This window comes from Allokutzneria sp. NRRL B-24872 (assembly GCF_002155965.1).
Lineage (GTDB): Bacteria > Actinomycetota > Actinomycetes > Mycobacteriales > Pseudonocardiaceae > Allokutzneria.
Window position 1 is genome coordinate 12,286 of sequence record NZ_MUMH01000118.1, and the last position, 14,548, is coordinate 26,833.

At 71.3% G+C, this 14,548-nt stretch carries 11 protein-coding genes; 1 reads left to right on the plus strand and 10 read right to left on the minus strand.

Annotated elements, in window-relative coordinates; all coding sequences use genetic code 11:
- Window positions 1–80: 80 nt before the first annotated feature.
- The 3 genes from CCN37_RS27570 to CCN37_RS27580 form a co-directional block, all read right to left on the minus strand.
- Window positions 81–1,034, minus strand: a complete 954-nt coding sequence (locus CCN37_RS27570) for a DUF389 domain-containing protein (RefSeq protein ID WP_086826294.1) — start codon at window positions 1,032–1,034, stop codon at window positions 81–83.
- A 5-nt stretch (window positions 1,035–1,039) separates the two neighbouring features.
- On the minus strand, window positions 1,040–2,833 hold the full coding sequence (gene aspS / locus CCN37_RS27575) for an aspartate--tRNA ligase (protein WP_086826297.1): 1,794 nt from the start codon (window positions 2,831–2,833) through the stop codon (window positions 1,040–1,042).
- 76 nt (window positions 2,834–2,909) lie between these two features.
- Window positions 2,910–4,241: a threonine/serine exporter ThrE family protein gene (locus CCN37_RS27580; RefSeq protein ID WP_086826356.1), complete on the minus strand. Its 1,332-nt coding sequence runs from the start codon at window positions 4,239–4,241 to the stop codon at window positions 2,910–2,912.
- Between the two features lie 315 nt (window positions 4,242–4,556).
- On the opposite strand from CCN37_RS27580, the gene CCN37_RS27585 reads away from it, so the two are divergent.
- Complete coding sequence (locus CCN37_RS27585) at window positions 4,557–5,393, plus strand: class I SAM-dependent methyltransferase (protein WP_086826299.1); 837 nt, start codon at window positions 4,557–4,559, stop codon at window positions 5,391–5,393.
- Window positions 5,394–5,403: 10 nt separating this feature from the next.
- Here CCN37_RS27585 and CCN37_RS27590 read toward each other — a convergent pair whose 3' ends face one another.
- The 7 genes from CCN37_RS27590 to CCN37_RS27620 are packed head-to-tail and all read right to left on the minus strand — an operon-like array spanning window position 5,404 to window position 14,323.
- Window positions 5,404–6,564, minus strand: a complete 1,161-nt coding sequence (locus CCN37_RS27590) for an acyl-CoA dehydrogenase family protein (RefSeq protein ID WP_086826301.1) — start codon at window positions 6,562–6,564, stop codon at window positions 5,404–5,406.
- Window positions 6,564–8,516, minus strand: a complete 1,953-nt coding sequence (locus tag CCN37_RS27595; RefSeq protein ID WP_086826303.1) for a biotin carboxylase N-terminal domain-containing protein — start codon at window positions 8,514–8,516, stop codon at window positions 6,564–6,566. The genes CCN37_RS27590 and CCN37_RS27595 overlap by 1 nt, the downstream gene beginning before the upstream one ends.
- Before the next feature lie 9 nt (window positions 8,517–8,525).
- Complete coding sequence (locus CCN37_RS27600) at window positions 8,526–10,124, minus strand: acyl-CoA carboxylase subunit beta (protein WP_210408230.1); 1,599 nt, start codon at window positions 10,122–10,124, stop codon at window positions 8,526–8,528.
- Window positions 10,121–11,263, minus strand: a complete 1,143-nt coding sequence (locus CCN37_RS27605; RefSeq protein ID WP_086826305.1) for an acyl-CoA dehydrogenase family protein — start codon at window positions 11,261–11,263, stop codon at window positions 10,121–10,123. The genes CCN37_RS27600 and CCN37_RS27605 overlap by 4 nt, the downstream gene beginning before the upstream one ends.
- Entirely contained in the window at window positions 11,260–12,963 is a 1,704-nt protein-coding gene (locus CCN37_RS27610; protein WP_086826306.1) for an acyclic terpene utilization AtuA family protein, read from the minus strand. The genes CCN37_RS27605 and CCN37_RS27610 overlap by 4 nt, the downstream gene beginning before the upstream one ends.
- On the minus strand, window positions 12,960–13,751 hold the full coding sequence (locus CCN37_RS27615) for a TIGR03084 family metal-binding protein (RefSeq protein WP_086826308.1): 792 nt from the start codon (window positions 13,749–13,751) through the stop codon (window positions 12,960–12,962). The genes CCN37_RS27610 and CCN37_RS27615 overlap by 4 nt, the downstream gene beginning before the upstream one ends.
- Window positions 13,748–14,323 (minus strand): TetR/AcrR family transcriptional regulator, encoded by a 576-nt coding sequence (locus CCN37_RS27620; RefSeq protein WP_086826360.1) that lies wholly within the window; start codon window positions 14,321–14,323, stop codon window positions 13,748–13,750. The genes CCN37_RS27615 and CCN37_RS27620 overlap by 4 nt, the downstream gene beginning before the upstream one ends.
- Window positions 14,324–14,548 lie beyond the last annotated feature (225 nt).

Sequence of the window (14,548 nt, forward strand, 5' to 3'; positions counted from 1 at the left end):
CCCAAACATCTCAAGGATGACGTTTCCGCACGGTCTCGTCACTCGCGGAACGGGTGACGAGGGGATGACAGTCGGGGTGTTCACCCGGCTGCCAGCGGGCGTCCACCCGCCTCGGGTGAACTGAACCGGTTCCGCCGGTACCTCGGCAGCAGCACGAGCGTCGCGGCCACCACGATGCCCACCAGGTTGACCGCGAGCTGGGCGCTGGACTCCAGTGCCTTGCCCCAGTCACCGAGCACCACGGCGACGGCCGCGTAGCCCGCGGCGGGCACGGTGGTGACCGAGATGAACACGCCGACCAGCGCCGCGGACTTGGCGGAGGTCAGTGCGAGCATCCCGGCCGCGCCCGCGAGCAGCGCGACGATCAACGAGAACGGTCCCACCTGGTAGACGAAATCCACCTGGTGCTGGGCACCGTTGAACACTTCTCGGTCGAACAATCCACCCGTTTCGCCCAACGCCGCCGCGCCCGCCGTGACCACCATGGCGAGCGGGAAGCCCACCCCGACGGCGAGCGCCGCCCTGCGGACGAGGTCCCAGCGGCGCAGCACGAGCCCGACCGCGATGGCGGCCAGCGGACCGAACTCCGGGCCCACCACCATCGCGCCGACGATCGTCACCGGCGAGTCGGTCACCACGCCGACCGCCGCGAGCAGGCAGGCCAGCGTCATGAACGCCTGGAACGTGGTGGTGAGGCGGGACTCCTCGCCCGTGCGCGCGATCAGCTCCTCCCACACCACCGCGTCCGCGCCGTCGCCGGGCGCGTTCTCCTCGGCCCGGTCGGCCGCGTCGGAGAGCGAGGTGTCGATGGTCTCCAGGGTGATCGCGCCCTCGTGGTCCAGCCGCATCTCGCACAGCTGGGTCAGCACGGCGTCGGCGGCCTCCCGCGCGACGTCGGCCTCCACCACGTCGCCCGCCGGGTCCAGGCCCGCGCCGGGCAACAGGACCAGGTGGGTGGCGCCTGCCTCCGCGCGGAGCACACCGAGCACTGCGTCGGTGCGCTCCGGCGGGCAGACGATCCGCAGGTGCAGCACTGCGATCAGCTCGCCGCTTCGCCCTTCGGCTCCACCGGCTTGGGCTTGAAGTCCACCCCGGCCTCCTTGCGCTGCTGGGGCGTGATCTGCGCGGGCGCGGAGGTCAGCGGGTCGAAACCGCCACCGGACTTCGGGAAGGCGATGACGTCGCGCAGCGAGTCGGCCTTGGCCAGCAGCATGCAGATGCGGTCCCAGCCGTAGGCAATACCGCCGTGCGGGGGCGCGCCGTACTTGAAGGCGTCGAGCAGGAAGCCGAACTTCTCCTGCGACTCCTCCTCGGTCAGGCCCATCACCTCGAAGACGCGCTTCTGCACGTCGGCGCGGTGGATACGGATGGACCCGCCACCGATCTCGTTGCCGTTGCAGACCATGTCGTAGGCGTAGGCCTTGGCCGCGCCGGGGTCCTGCTCGAAGGTGTCGATGCTGTCCGGCGTCGGCGAGGTGAAGGCGTGGTGCAGCGCGGTCCACTTGCCCGAGCCCACCGCGACGTCGTCACCGATCTGGTCGGTGGCCTCGAACAGCGGGAAGTCCACCACCCACGCGAAGGCCCACGCGTCCTCGTCGATCAGGCCGCAGCGGTGGGCGATCTCCACGCGGGCCGCGCCGAGCAGCGCGCGCGCGTCGTTGGGCTGGCCCGCCGCGAAGAAGACGCAGTCACCCGGGTTCGCGCCCGCGGCCTTGGCAAGGCCCTCGCGCTCGGCGTCGCTGAGGTTCTTGGCGATCGGCCCACCCAGCGTGCCGTCCTCGGTGACCAGCACGTAGGCCAGGCCCTTGGCGCCGCGCTGCTTGGCCCACTCCTGCCAGGCGTCCAGCTTCTTGCGCGGCTGGCTCGCCCCGCCGGGCATGACGACGCAGCCGACGTAGGGCGCCTGGAAGACGCGGAAGGGCGTCTCGGCGAAGTACTCGGTCAGCTCGGTCAGCTCGACCTCGAAGCGCAGGTCCGGCTTGTCGCTGCCGTAGCGCGCCATGGCGTCGGCGTAGCTGATCCTCGGGATCGGCAGCGCGATCTCGTGGTCGGCGAGCTCCTTCCACAGCGCGGAGATCACCTGCTCGCCCAGCGCGATCACGTCGTCCTGGTCGACGAAGCTCATCTCGATGTCGAGCTGGGTGAACTCCGGCTGCCGGTCGGCGCGGAAGTCCTCGTCCCGGTAGCAGCGCGCGATCTGGTAGTAGCGCTCCATGCCGCCGACCATCAGCAGCTGCTTGAACAGCTGCGGCGACTGCGGCAGCGCGTACCAGGAGCCCGGCTGCAACCGCGCGGGCACCAGGAAGTCGCGGGCGCCCTCGGGGGTGGAGCGGGTCAGCGTCGGCGTCTCGATCTCGACGAAGTCGTTGGCGTGCAGGACGGTCCTGGCGATCCGGTTGACCTCGCTGCGCATCCGCAGCGCGCGGGCCGGGCCGGAGCGGCGCAGGTCCAGGTAGCGGTGCCGCAGCCGGATCTCCTCGCCCGCCTCGACGTGCTCGTCCAGCGGGAAGGGCAGCGGCGCGGACTCGTTGAGCACCTCGAGGTCGGAGGTGGTGATCTCCACGGCGCCGGTCGGGATCTCGGCGTTCTCGTTGCCCTCGGGGCGGATCTCGACCGTGCCGACGATCTTGAGGCAGAACTCCGAGCGCAGCCGGTGCGCCCGGTCGGCCATCTCGCCCTCGCGGAAGACCACCTGGACCACGCCCGAGGCGTCCCGGAGATCGATGAAGATCACCCCGCCGTGATCGCGACGCCGCGCCACCCAGCCGGTGAGGGTGACGGTCTGGCCTGCATGCTCGGCGCGGAGACTTCCGGCCTCGTGCGTGCGCATCACGGGAGTGCTTCTCCTTGGTCAGGGGTGTAGAGCCCGTCAAGGCTAGCTTGACGTGCCGACGCACCTCGTCCGGGTACTAGCGCAGCGGACCGCTGAACCTCGGGCCCGCGAGCCTGCGCTCCAGGCGGCTCAGCCCGGTGCGCACCGGCTGGGCCAGGTACTCGCCGAGCACCACGCCCGCCGCGAGGGCGAGGCCGATGCCCAGCGCGAGGAACAGCGCGCGCATCCCGCCCGCCAGGTCCTGGTCCACCGTGAGCTTGAACAGCGCCTGGTAGGTGGTCAGGCCCGGCAGCAGCGGCGTGATCCCGGAGACCGCGATCGCCAGCGGGGACATCTTCAGCCGCCTGGACACCACTCCGCCGACGAAACCGATCAGCGCCGCCGCGCCCGCAGACGCGATGATCATGTCGACGCCGAGCAGCATCAGCGCGCCGTAGCTGGCCATGCCCGCCGCGCCGGCCAGCCCGGCGAGGGAGAGCGTGCGCAGCGTGGCGTAGCTGGCGAGGGCGAAGCAGAGCGAGGTCGCCGCCCCCGCCGCGATCATCGCGGGCAGGTGCGCCAGCAGCGGTGGGATCGGCTCGCCCACGGTCAGCGGGGACCCGACGGCGACCCCCAGCTTGAGCACCAGCACCACGCCGATGATCAGCCCGATGGTCATCAGGGTGATCTCCATGGCGCGCCCGGCCGCGGTCACGTTGAAGCCGGTTATCGCATCCTGCACGGCGCCGACCAGCGACAGCCCGGACAGCAGCACCACGATGCCCGCGGCGATCACCAGCGTCGGCCGCATCCCGCCGAGGCTGTCCGGCAGCGCGTTCACGCCGAGCGCGATGCCCGTCGCCAGCGCTCCGCCGATCACCTGCTGGAAGAAGAACGGCAGCGCGATCCGGTTGACCAGCCGACCGATCCGGTCGATCAGCGCCGTCGCCAGCGCGGCGATGCACGCGAGCACCAGCCCGCCACCGAGCAGCACCGCCACCGCGGCGGCCATGCCGGACCAGGCGAGCGTGGCCACCCAGCGCGGGTACGGGTGCGGCGCCGAGCTGATCTCGTCGAGCACCATCCGGGCCTGCTCCGTGGTGAGGGCACCCCTGGCGATGCGCCGCACCAGCCGTTCCACCTCGGCCAGCCGCGTGTAGTCCATGCTGCGGGAGCGGACCACGCGGGTCGCGCTGACCGGAGCGGCGGCGTACCCGCGGTGGCAGCAGATGGTGATCGACGTGAAGGTCACGTCCACCTCGCAGGTGGGCATGCCCAGCGCGTCGGTCACCGCGAGCATGGTCGAGGTGACGTCGGCCGCGCCAGCACCGCTGGCCATCTGGAGTTCGCCGATGCGCAGGGCGAGGTCGAGCACCTGGTGCACGGAGGCGTCGTCGGGGACTTCGGGGCCGTACAGCATGGTGGGCATGATCGCCTGCCGCGCCAGCGCCCGCTGGTCGGTGTCACCACCTTCCCCGCGCCGCACCCGGAACGCCCGAAACGCCAGCCCCACCGCTACCCCCACCGCATAGTCACGTCACCTGGGGCATCGACGAACCAACCCGGCGCGTTGCAGGAGTGGATCATTGCGCTCGTCACATCACCTCCATCCCGAAACCACTTCGCGAATCCGCCGCCGCGTCCACGCTCAACTCCGCCGGGAAACCTCGCGGAGCTGTCCTCCGAGCGCGAACACGGTCCGTCGTGCACGCCGCGGCACCAGAGCGTCCGGTACAGCTGGGGCATGGCCGCCTCAGCACAGGAAAGCTTCCTGAAAGCGTTTCACGCCAGCCATCCGATGGCGACGTCGCAGACGTTCGGCGAGGGACGGGGACCGGACGGCCGCTCCAGCTACGACCTCCTCGCCGCGCGGGTGGCGGGCAGCGAGCGCGTGCTGGACCTGGGCTGCGGGGACGGTGTCCTGATGGAGCTCCTCGCCGCCGCGGGCAGGGAGCTCACCGGGCTCGACCTCTCCCCCGACTCGCTCGCCGTGGCACGCCGCCGTCCGGCGCTGGCCGACGCCCGGCTGGTGGAGGGCCGCGCTCAGCGACTTCCCTTCCCTGACAACGATTTCGACGCATGCGTCTCCCACATGGCGTTGATGTTGATGGACGACGTCGACGCGGTGGCGGCCGAGGTCGCCAGGGTGCTCGCCCCGGGAGGGACCTTCGCCTGCGCGCTCGGCGGCGGGGCGGCCGGTGGCGAGGCGTTCGAGCTGTTCCTGTCGCTGCTGCGGCCGGTGCTCGCGTCGGCCCCACCGCACCAGCAGATCCCGTCACTCGGGGACCGGCGCACCCGGAATCGCGCTGGACTGGACGAGATCCTGGGTCCGGCCGGGTTCGCACCGGTCTCCTGGGAGACGGTGGTGATCGATCTGAGCGCTCCCGCCGAACAGCTGTGGCCGCTCGTCTCCTGTCTCTACGACGTGCTGCCGCTACCGTCCGGCACCCTCGCCGACCTGCGGGCGGAGTTCACCACCGAGGCCGCCGCCCTCGCCCGCGCGGACGGCACCGTCCCGTGCGGTTTCCGGCTCCACATCGCAACCGCATCCCTCCTTCCTCCAGCAGAGCCTCGGTCCTGACATCCTTGCCCTAGTAGGACTTCGGCAGTCCCAGGCTGTGCTGGGCGACGAAGTTGAGGATCATCTCCCGGCTGATCGGAGCGATCCGCGCCACGCGTGCGGCGGCCCAGAGCGTGCCGACGCCGTACTCCGTGGCCATGCCGTTGCCGCCGTGGGTCTGCACGGCGGTGTCCACCGCGTTGATCACGGCCTCGCCCGCCGCGTACTTCGCGATGTTGGCCGCCTCCGCCGCGCTCGCGTCGTCGGAGTCATAGGCCCACGCCGCGCGCTGCACCGCCAGCCGTGCCAGTTCCAGTTCCACGTGCGCCTTGGCCAACGGGTGCGCGATCGCCTGGTGCGTGCCGATCGGGTCACCCCACACGGTCCTGGTGCGCGCGTACTCGTTGGCCTTGCCGAGCGCGTGCCTGCCGATCCCGGTGGCGTACGCCGCGACGGTGATCCGCTCCGGGTTGAGCCCGGCGAACAACGCGGCCAGCCCCGCGTCCTCGCCGCCGACCAGGGCGTCGCCCGGGAGCTTCACGTCGTCGAAGAACAGCGTGTACTGCCGCTCCGGCGAGGTGATCTCCATCGAGATCTCGTGCCGCTCGTAGCCCGGCGCGTCGGTCGGCACGATGAACATCGCGGGCCGCGGCTTGCCGGTCCGCGCGTCCTCGATGCGGGCGACCACCAGCGTCGCGTCGGTCTCGTCGACGCCGGAGATGTAGTACTTCCGCCCGCTCAACCGCCAGCCGTCGCCGTCGCCGTCGCGCCGCGCGGTCGTGGTGATGTTGTGCGCGTTGGAGCCGGCGTCCGGTTCGGTGATCGCGAAGGACATCCTCGTGGAACCGTCGGCGAATCCGGGCAGCCAGGTCTTGCGCTGCTCCTCCGTCCCGGACTTGGCGATCACCGTCGCGGCGATCGCCGGGGAGACCACGATCAGCAGCAGCGGACAGCCGCCCGCCGCAAGCTCCTCGCACACGATGGCCAGTTCGGTGATCCCGCCGCCCCCGCCGCCGTAGCGCTCGGGGACCGCGACGCCGAGGTAGCCGAGCTGTCCCGCCTCGCGCCACAACTCGTCGGTGCGCTCACCGCGCTTGGCCCTCTCCACCCAGTAGCCGTGGCCGTACTTGGCGGCCAGCGCGGCGACAGCGGCCCGTAACGCCCGCTGTTCGTCGGTCTCGCGGAAATCCACTACCCCTCCTCAACGCCGACAGGAACTCCGACAACGGCGAGCACGGTGCCGGCCTCCACCTGCTCGCCCACCTCGACCTCGATCACCTCGACCACACCAGCGCCCGGGGCACGCACCGAGTGCCGCATCTTCATGGCTTCCAACACGATCAGCTCCGCGCCCGCCTCGACGCGCTGGCCCGCTTCGGCGACCACGTCGACCACCGTCGCCGGCATCGGCGCGAGCAGCGAGCCCTCCGCGATCGTTTCGGCGGGATCGGCGAAGCGCGGCATCCGTTGCAGCGCAACCGATCCCAGATCGGAATCGACGAAGACCCGGTCTCCGTAGGCAGCGACGTGGAAAGTCCGTCGCACACCGGCCACATCGAAAGTAGCTCGATTCTCCGTGCTGTCAAACAGGACCACGTCCTCCTCGCCGAGCAGCCGCCCCCGCTCCATCCGGTAGGCGATCTCGACCTCACCACGCGATCCGGCGAATCTCTTGCGCTGCAACTGAGAAGGCAGGTTGCGCCAACCGGGTGGAATCGCCGGATGGGTCCCGCGATCGGCGCTGGTCCCGGCGACAGCGGCGGCCAGAGCGGACAGTCGCTCTGTGCGATTTTCACCCAGGCGCACCACCACCCGATTGGTTTCGAGGAAAGAAGTGTCGATTTCCCCTGCTACAAATTCCTTGTGCCGCAAGACATCGACAAGAAGATCACGATTGGTCGCCGGACCGTGCAGCCGCGCTCCGGCCAACGCCGAGGCGAGCCGCCTGGCCGCGGCGACCCGGGTCGGCGCCCACGCGATCACCTTCGCCAGCATCGGGTCGTAGTGCGTCCCGACCACCGAACCGCTCTCCACGCCGGAGTCCAGCCGCAGCCCGTGGTCGGACGAACCCACGCCGAACTCGACGTCCACTGTGGACAGTTCGAACCTGTGCAGGGTCCCGCTCTGCGGGCGCCAGTCCGCGGCGGGGTCCTCCGCGTAGAGCCGCACCTCGATCGCGTGACCACGCGGGACCGGCGGTTCAGCGGGCAGTCGCGCGCCCTCGGCGATCTCCAGCTGGGCGCGGACCAGGTCGACGCCGGTGACGCACTCGGTCACCGGGTGCTCAACCTGGAGCCGGGTGTTGGTCTCCAGGAAGAAGAAATCTCCCTTGGGGGACAACATGAACTCGACGGTCCCCGCGCCCACGTAGTCGATCGCGCGCGCCGCCGCCACCGCGGCCGAGCACAGTGCCGCGCGCAGGTCCGCGTCGACCGCGGGCGAGGGCGATTCCTCGACGACCTTCTGGTAGCGGCGCTGGATCGAGCACTCCCGCTCGCCGAGCGCCCACACGGTGCCGTGCCGGTCGGCGAGCACCTGGACCTCGATGTGCCTGCCGCGCTCCAGGTACGGCTCGCAGAAGACGGTGTCGTCGCCGAAGGCGCTGGCCGCTTCGGCGCGGGCGGAGCGCACTGCCTCGTCGAGCGCGTCGAGGGAGCGCACGATCCGCATGCCGCGACCGCCGCCCCCGGCCGATGCCTTCACCAGAACGGGAAGATCGGTGTCGGTGACCGCGTCCGGGGCCAGCTCCGGCAGCACGGGCACCCCGGCTTCGGCCATCAGGCGCTTCGCGGCGACCTTGGAGCCCATGGCCTCGATCGCCGCCGGCTCCGGCCCGACCCACGTCAGGCCCGCGTCCTGGACAGCGCGCGCGAACTCGGCGTTCTCGGACAGGAACCCGTACCCGGGGTGCACCGCGTCGGCCTCCGCATCACGGGCAGCGCCGATCAGCAGGTCACTCCGGAGGTAGGTGTCCGAGGGAGCGGCACCGGGCAGGCGCACGGCCACGTCCGCCTCCCGCACGTACGGGGAATCGGCGTCGGGGTCGGAGAACACCGCCACGGTCCGGATGCCGAGCACCCGGCAGGTCGAGATCACCCGGCGGGCGATCTCGCCCCGGTTGGCGATCAGCAGGCTGGAGATCACTGCCGCTCCTCACATCCGGAACACGCCGTACCGCTCGGCACCGCGAACCTCACCGCTGTGGATCGCGGAGAGGCAGATGCCGAGAACGGTCCTGGTGTCCCTGGGGTCGATCACGCCGTCGTCGTAGAGGCGCCCGGACAGGAAGGGCGCGAGGGACTGCTCCTCGATCTGCTGCTCGACCATGGCCCGCAGCCCCGAATCGGCCTGCTCGTCGTAGGGCTGGCCCTTGGCGGCCGCGGCCTGCCGGGCGACGATCGAGAGCACTCCGGCCAGCTGGGCCGGGCCCATCACCGCGGACTTCGCGTTGGGCCAGGTGAACAGGAAGCGGGGGTCGTAGGCCCTGCCGCACATGCCGTAGTTGCCAGCGCCGTAGGAAGCGCCCATCACCACGGTGAGGTGCGGGACCGTGCTGTTGGACACCGCGTTGATCATCATCGCGCCGTGCTTGATGATCCCGGCCTGCTCGTAGTCCTTGCCGACCATGTAGCCGGTGGTGTTCTGCAGGAACAGCAGGGGCGTGTCCGAGGCGTTGGCGAGCTGGATGAACTGCGTCGCCTTCTGCGCCTCCGCGCTGAACAGCACGCCCCGGGCGTTGGCCAGGACACCGACGGGATAGCCGTGCAGCGAGGCCCATCCGGTGATCAGGCTGGTGCCGTAGGAGGGCTTGAACTCGTCGAAGTCCGAGCCGTCGACCAAGCGCGCGATCACCTCGCGCGGGTCGAACGGCTCGCGCAGGTCGGTCGGCACGATGCCGAGCAGTTCCTCGGGGTCGTGCACCGGCTCAGCGACCGGCGACGTCGGTCCTGGGCCGTGCTTGCGCCAGTTCAGCCGGGCGATGACGCGGCGGCCGATGCGCAGCGCGTCCTGCTCGTCCTCGGCGAGGAAGTCGGCCAGCCCCGAGGTCCTGGCGTGCATCTCGGCGCCGCCGAGCGACTCGTCGTCGGACTCCTCGCCGGTGGCCATCTTCACCAGCGGCGGTCCGCCGAGGAAGACCTTGGCCCGCTCCTTGACCATCACCACGTAGTCGCTCATGCCGGGCACGTAGGCGCCGCCGGCGGTGGAGTTGCCGAAGACGAGGGTCACCGTGGGCACCCGCGCCGCCGACGCCCTGGTGAGGTCGCGGAAGAGCCTGCCGCCCGGGATGAAGATCTCGCTCTGGCTCGGCAGGTCGGCTCCGCCGGACTCCACGAGGTTGACCACCGGCAGCCGGTTCGCCATGGCGATATCGGTGGCGCGGAAGGTCTTGCGCAGCGTCCACGGGTTGCTGGCGCCACCGCGCACCGTCGGGTCGTTGGCGACGATCAGGCACTCGACACCGGAGATCACGCCGATCCCGGTGACCAGGCTCGCGCCCACCGCGTAGTCGGTGCCCCAGCCCGCGAGCGGGGACAGCTCCAGGAAGGCGGAGTCCTCGTCGACCAGCAGCTCGATGCGTTCCCTCGGCAGCATCTTCCCGCGCTCGTGGTGCCGCTCGACGTACTTCTGCCCACCGCCCGCCAGCGCCTTGGCGTGCTCGGCGGCCAACTCGTCGAGCTTGGTCAGCATCGCGGCGCGGCGTTCCCGGTGCTCGGGGTCACGTGTGTCCACTGTGGACTTGAGAACGGTCACGCCGTGTACCCCATCCGCCGTGCGGCGAGGTCCGCGAGCACTTCGCTGGCCCCACCACCGATGCCCAGAATCCTGGAGTCCCGGTAATGCCTCTCCACCTCGGCCTCCCGCATGTACCCGAAGCCGCCGTGCAGCTGCACGGCCGCGTCCACCACGAAGTCGCACGCCCGCACGGCGGCGTTCTTCGCCATGCACACCCGCGCGACGACCTCCTCGCCCGCCGCGACGGCCAGCACCACGGAGCGCACGTAGGTCCTGGCGAGCTCGATCTGCTGGGTCATCTCCACCAGCTGGTGCCGGACGAGCTGGCGACTGACCAGCGGTCTGCCGAACGTCGAGCGGTCGCGCACCCACGCCAGCGTCAGCTCCAGGCAGCGTTCCGCGGTCGCGTACGCCTGCACGGCCAGGCTCAGCCGCTCCACCTGGAACTGCCGCATGAGGTGCGCGAAACCGCTGTCCTGCGCGCCGACGAGGTTCCGCACCGGCACCCGAGCGTCCACAAAGGACAGTTCAGCCGTGTCCGAGCAGTGCCAGCCCATCTTCTCCAGACGGCGGCTGACCGTGAAGCCCGGCGTGTCGCGTTCCACCACCAGCAGGCTCACCCCGCCGTAGCCGGGCTCGCCCGTCCGGACCGCGGTGGTGACGAAGTCGGCGCGCGCCCCGGAAGTGATGTAGGTCTTGGCGCCGTTCACGATGAAGTGGTCCCCGTCGCGCACGGCGCGCGTGCGCAGGGCGGCCACGTCGGAGCCGCCGTCCGGCTCGGTCACGGCGAGAGCGCCGATCAGCTCACCGGCCAGGGTCGGTCGCACGAAGCGGTCGACCAGCTCGGCACCACCGGCGTCCACGATGTGCGGCAACGCGATGCCGTGGGTGAACAGCGCCGCGACCAGGCCCGAGGAGCCGCCCGCGCGAATCAGCTCCTCGGTGACGACGGAGACGTCGACGAGGTCACCGCCCTCGCCGCCGACCTCCTCGTCGAACCCGATGCCGAGCAGGCCCGCCCTCGCCGCCTCGGCGTGCAGGGCACGGGGCACCTCACCGAGGCGCTCCCAGTCCGCCAGGTGCGGGCGCACCTCTCGCTCCACAAAGGCCCGGACGGAATCCCGAAGTGCTTGCCGTTCAGGGGTTTCGAAGCTCATCGCGCTCCTTCCACCAACGAGACGGGGAGGTCGGCGACCCGGGCGCGGAGCCATTCCCCGAGCGCCTTGGCCTGGGGATCGGACCGGGTCGAGGACGCGACACCCTCGCCGAGCAGTCCGCGCACCACGAAGTTCACCGCGCGCAGGTTCGGGAACTGGTGGCGCTCCACCTCCAGGCCCGACACCTCGGGCAGCAGGTGGCGAAGCCGGTCCACGGTGAGTTCGTGCACCAGCCACCGGAAACCCGCGTCCGACCGCGCCCACACCCCGAGGTTGGCGTCGCCGCCCTTGTCACCCGAGCGCGCGCCGAACAGCGTGCCCAGCGCGACGGCCGTCGTCGGCTCCGACGGTGACGGCGGGATCTCGTCCTCCCAGGAAAGATCCCATTCCGGTTGGTCGTGGCCGGTATCGGCGATCTCGACGCGCGCGCCGCCGGGCAGCACCGCGACCTGCTGAACGTCTTCTCTGGCCACGTAACCGGCGCGGTACACCCCGAAGGGGGTGCCGTCCGCGGGTGGCGCGGTGACGTGGAAACCGGGGTAGGACGCCAGCGCGAGTTCGATCGCCGCACGGGAGAAACCCTTGGCCAGCCTGGGGTCTGAGGTCTTGATCGTGGCGTGCAGGAGGGCGCTCGCGGTCTCCTCGGTGTCGGCGTCGGCGTGGTCCGTGCGTGCCAACGTCCAGGTCAGCCCGTCCGCTCCGATAGCGGATTCCAGCTGTCCTCGAACGAGATCGGCCTTCGCCTCGACGTCGAGTCCGCACAGGACGAACGTGGTGGCGTTGCGCCAACCCCCGATCGTGTTCAGGCAGACCTTCAGCGTGGAGGGAGGTGGGAAACCGCGGACTCCGGCGATGCGGACCCGGTCCGGGCCGTGCTGCGTGAGTTCGGCGGTGTCGAAGCGGGCCGTGACGTCCGGTCCCGCGTAGTTGGTGCCACCGATCTCGTAGAGCAGCTGCGCCGTCACGGTGTCCACGGTCACCGCTCCCCCGGTGCCCGGGTGCTTCGTGATCACCGAGCTGCCGTCGGCGTGCAGCTCGGCCACGGGGAACCCGGGGTGGGCGAGGTCGGCGATCTCGGTGAAGAACGAGTAGTTGCCCCCGGTGGCCTGGGTGCCACACTCCAGGACGTGGCCCGCCGCGGTCGCGCCGGCGAGCTGGTCCAGGTCTCGCGCGCTCCATCCGAAGTGCGCGATGGCGGGGCCGACCACCAGTGACGCGTCGGTGACCCGGCCGGTGACCACCACGTCCGCGCCCGCGCGCAGGCACTCGGCGATGCCCCACGCACCGAGGTAGGCGTTGGCGGTCAGTGGTTCGCCGAAGCCCAGCTCGGTGGCCCGCTCCCGCAGGTCGTCGCCCTCGACGTGGGCCACCGACACCGCGAGGCCGAGCCGCCGCACCAGCTCGCGCAGCGCGTCGGCCAGCCCTGCCGGGTTGAGGCCGCCCGCGTTGGCGACGATCCGCACGCCCTTGTCCTTGGCCAGCCCCAGGTTGGCCTCCATCTGACGGAGGAAGGTCTTGGCGTAGCCCAGCTTCGGGTCCTTCATCCGGTCCCGGCCGAGGATGAGCATCGTCAGCTCGGCCAGGTAGTCCCCGGTGAGCACGTGCAGGGGGCCGCCGTCGAGCATCTCGCGCACCGCGTCGAAGCGGTCTCCGTAGAAACCGGAGGCGTTGCCGATCAGGAGAGGAGAACCAGCGCTCATGAGAACTGCCCCGCCTTCCGGCCGCCCCCGGGAGGTCCGGCGAACGCCTGCGCGATGCCGAGCCAGGTGCGCGCCACCTCGCCGGTCGCGGTCACGTCGAGGTCATCGAGGTGGCGCCGCTGGGTGACGAGCAGGCAGAAGTCCAGTGCGGAACCGGTGACCCGCTGCTCCGCGTCCTCCGGTCCCCAGGACCAGAGCGTGCCCTCGGGTCCGGTCAGCTCCACCCTGACCGGGTCCTCGGGTGCGGTCGTTCCGTTGACCTGGAAGGCGAATCCCCTCGTGCGCACGCCCAGGTGCGCGATGTGCCGCAGGCGGGTGGTGGGGCGGCGGGTGGCGCCGAGCGCGTCGGCGACGTCCTGGCCGTGCGCCCAGGTCTCCATGATCCGCGCGGTCGCCATGGACAGCGGCTTCATCGGTGGGCCGAACCACGGCAGTTTCGCGGTGGGGTCGGCGAGGGCGAGCGCCGCGGTCAGCTCGCTGCGGCCGCGGCGCCACCGGCGGAGCAGTTCCGCCGGGTGCTCGGTCGTGCCCTCGGTGGCCCCGGCCTCCACGAAGGCGGTCGGGTCGGCCAGGGCACCGCTGAGTTCGGCGGTGAACGCCTCCGGGTCGCGGATGGACAGCACCGACAGCCGGTCCGTCCACGCCAGGTGCGAGACCTGGTGCGCGACGGTCCAGCCCTCGGCGGGTGTCGGCGCACGCCAGCCGCGGTCGTCGAGCCCGGCGACCAGGGCGTCGAGCTCGTCCCCCTCGGCGCGCAGGTCGGCCGACAGGGCGATCAGGTCCGTCATCGGTTCCCCTCGTGGTCGGTGCGCTCACGCGCGGTGGCCAGTTCGCGGTCGAGCGTCCGCGCCCAGCCCTGGACGATGCGCTCGCGGCGGCGGGAGTCGTCGGCGAGCTGGGCGGCCAGCGCCAGCCCTCGGGCGAGGTCGAGCGTGGTCTGCACGGCCAGTCGCACCTCGGCGTCGGAGTCGTCGACGCCGAGCAGTTCCACCGCGAGCCGGTGGGTCTCCCGGCCGAGGCGGGTCTGGAGCGGGAGCACGACCTCGTGCAGCTCGGCGTCGGTGCGCGCGGCCACCCAGAGCTCCAGTGCGGCGGTGAACAGCGGGCTGGCGAAGAAGTCAGCGATCAGGCCGACCACGGCGACGGTGCGCCCCTCGGTGCCGCTGATCTCGGCGGCGCGGGCGCGGAGCACCTGCACGCTCTCGGCGCCGACGTGCTCGACGGCCGCGGTGACCAGCTCCGCCCGGGTCGGGAAGTGGTGCAGCTGGGCACCGCGCGACACCCCGGCGCGCTCGGCGACCAGCGTCGTGGTGGTGCCCGCCCAGCCCCGCTCCACGAGGCACTCGACGGTGGCGGCCATGAGCTTTCTGCGGGTTTCCCGGCTGCGGTCGGCCTGACGCTGCCGGGTGGTCGCGGGTGTCGTCGCGGTCTCGGGCACGAGCCGAGTCTCACCACGAACTAACAAACAGTCAAGCCTGCTTGTTAGTTCACCGGACGGCGCCTGCCTCTGGCCCGCCCGCGCATGGCGGAGCTGAGGGGTCCGTCGGCGCTGGCGTGGCTGGAGCGCCTTTGAATCGAGAACAAG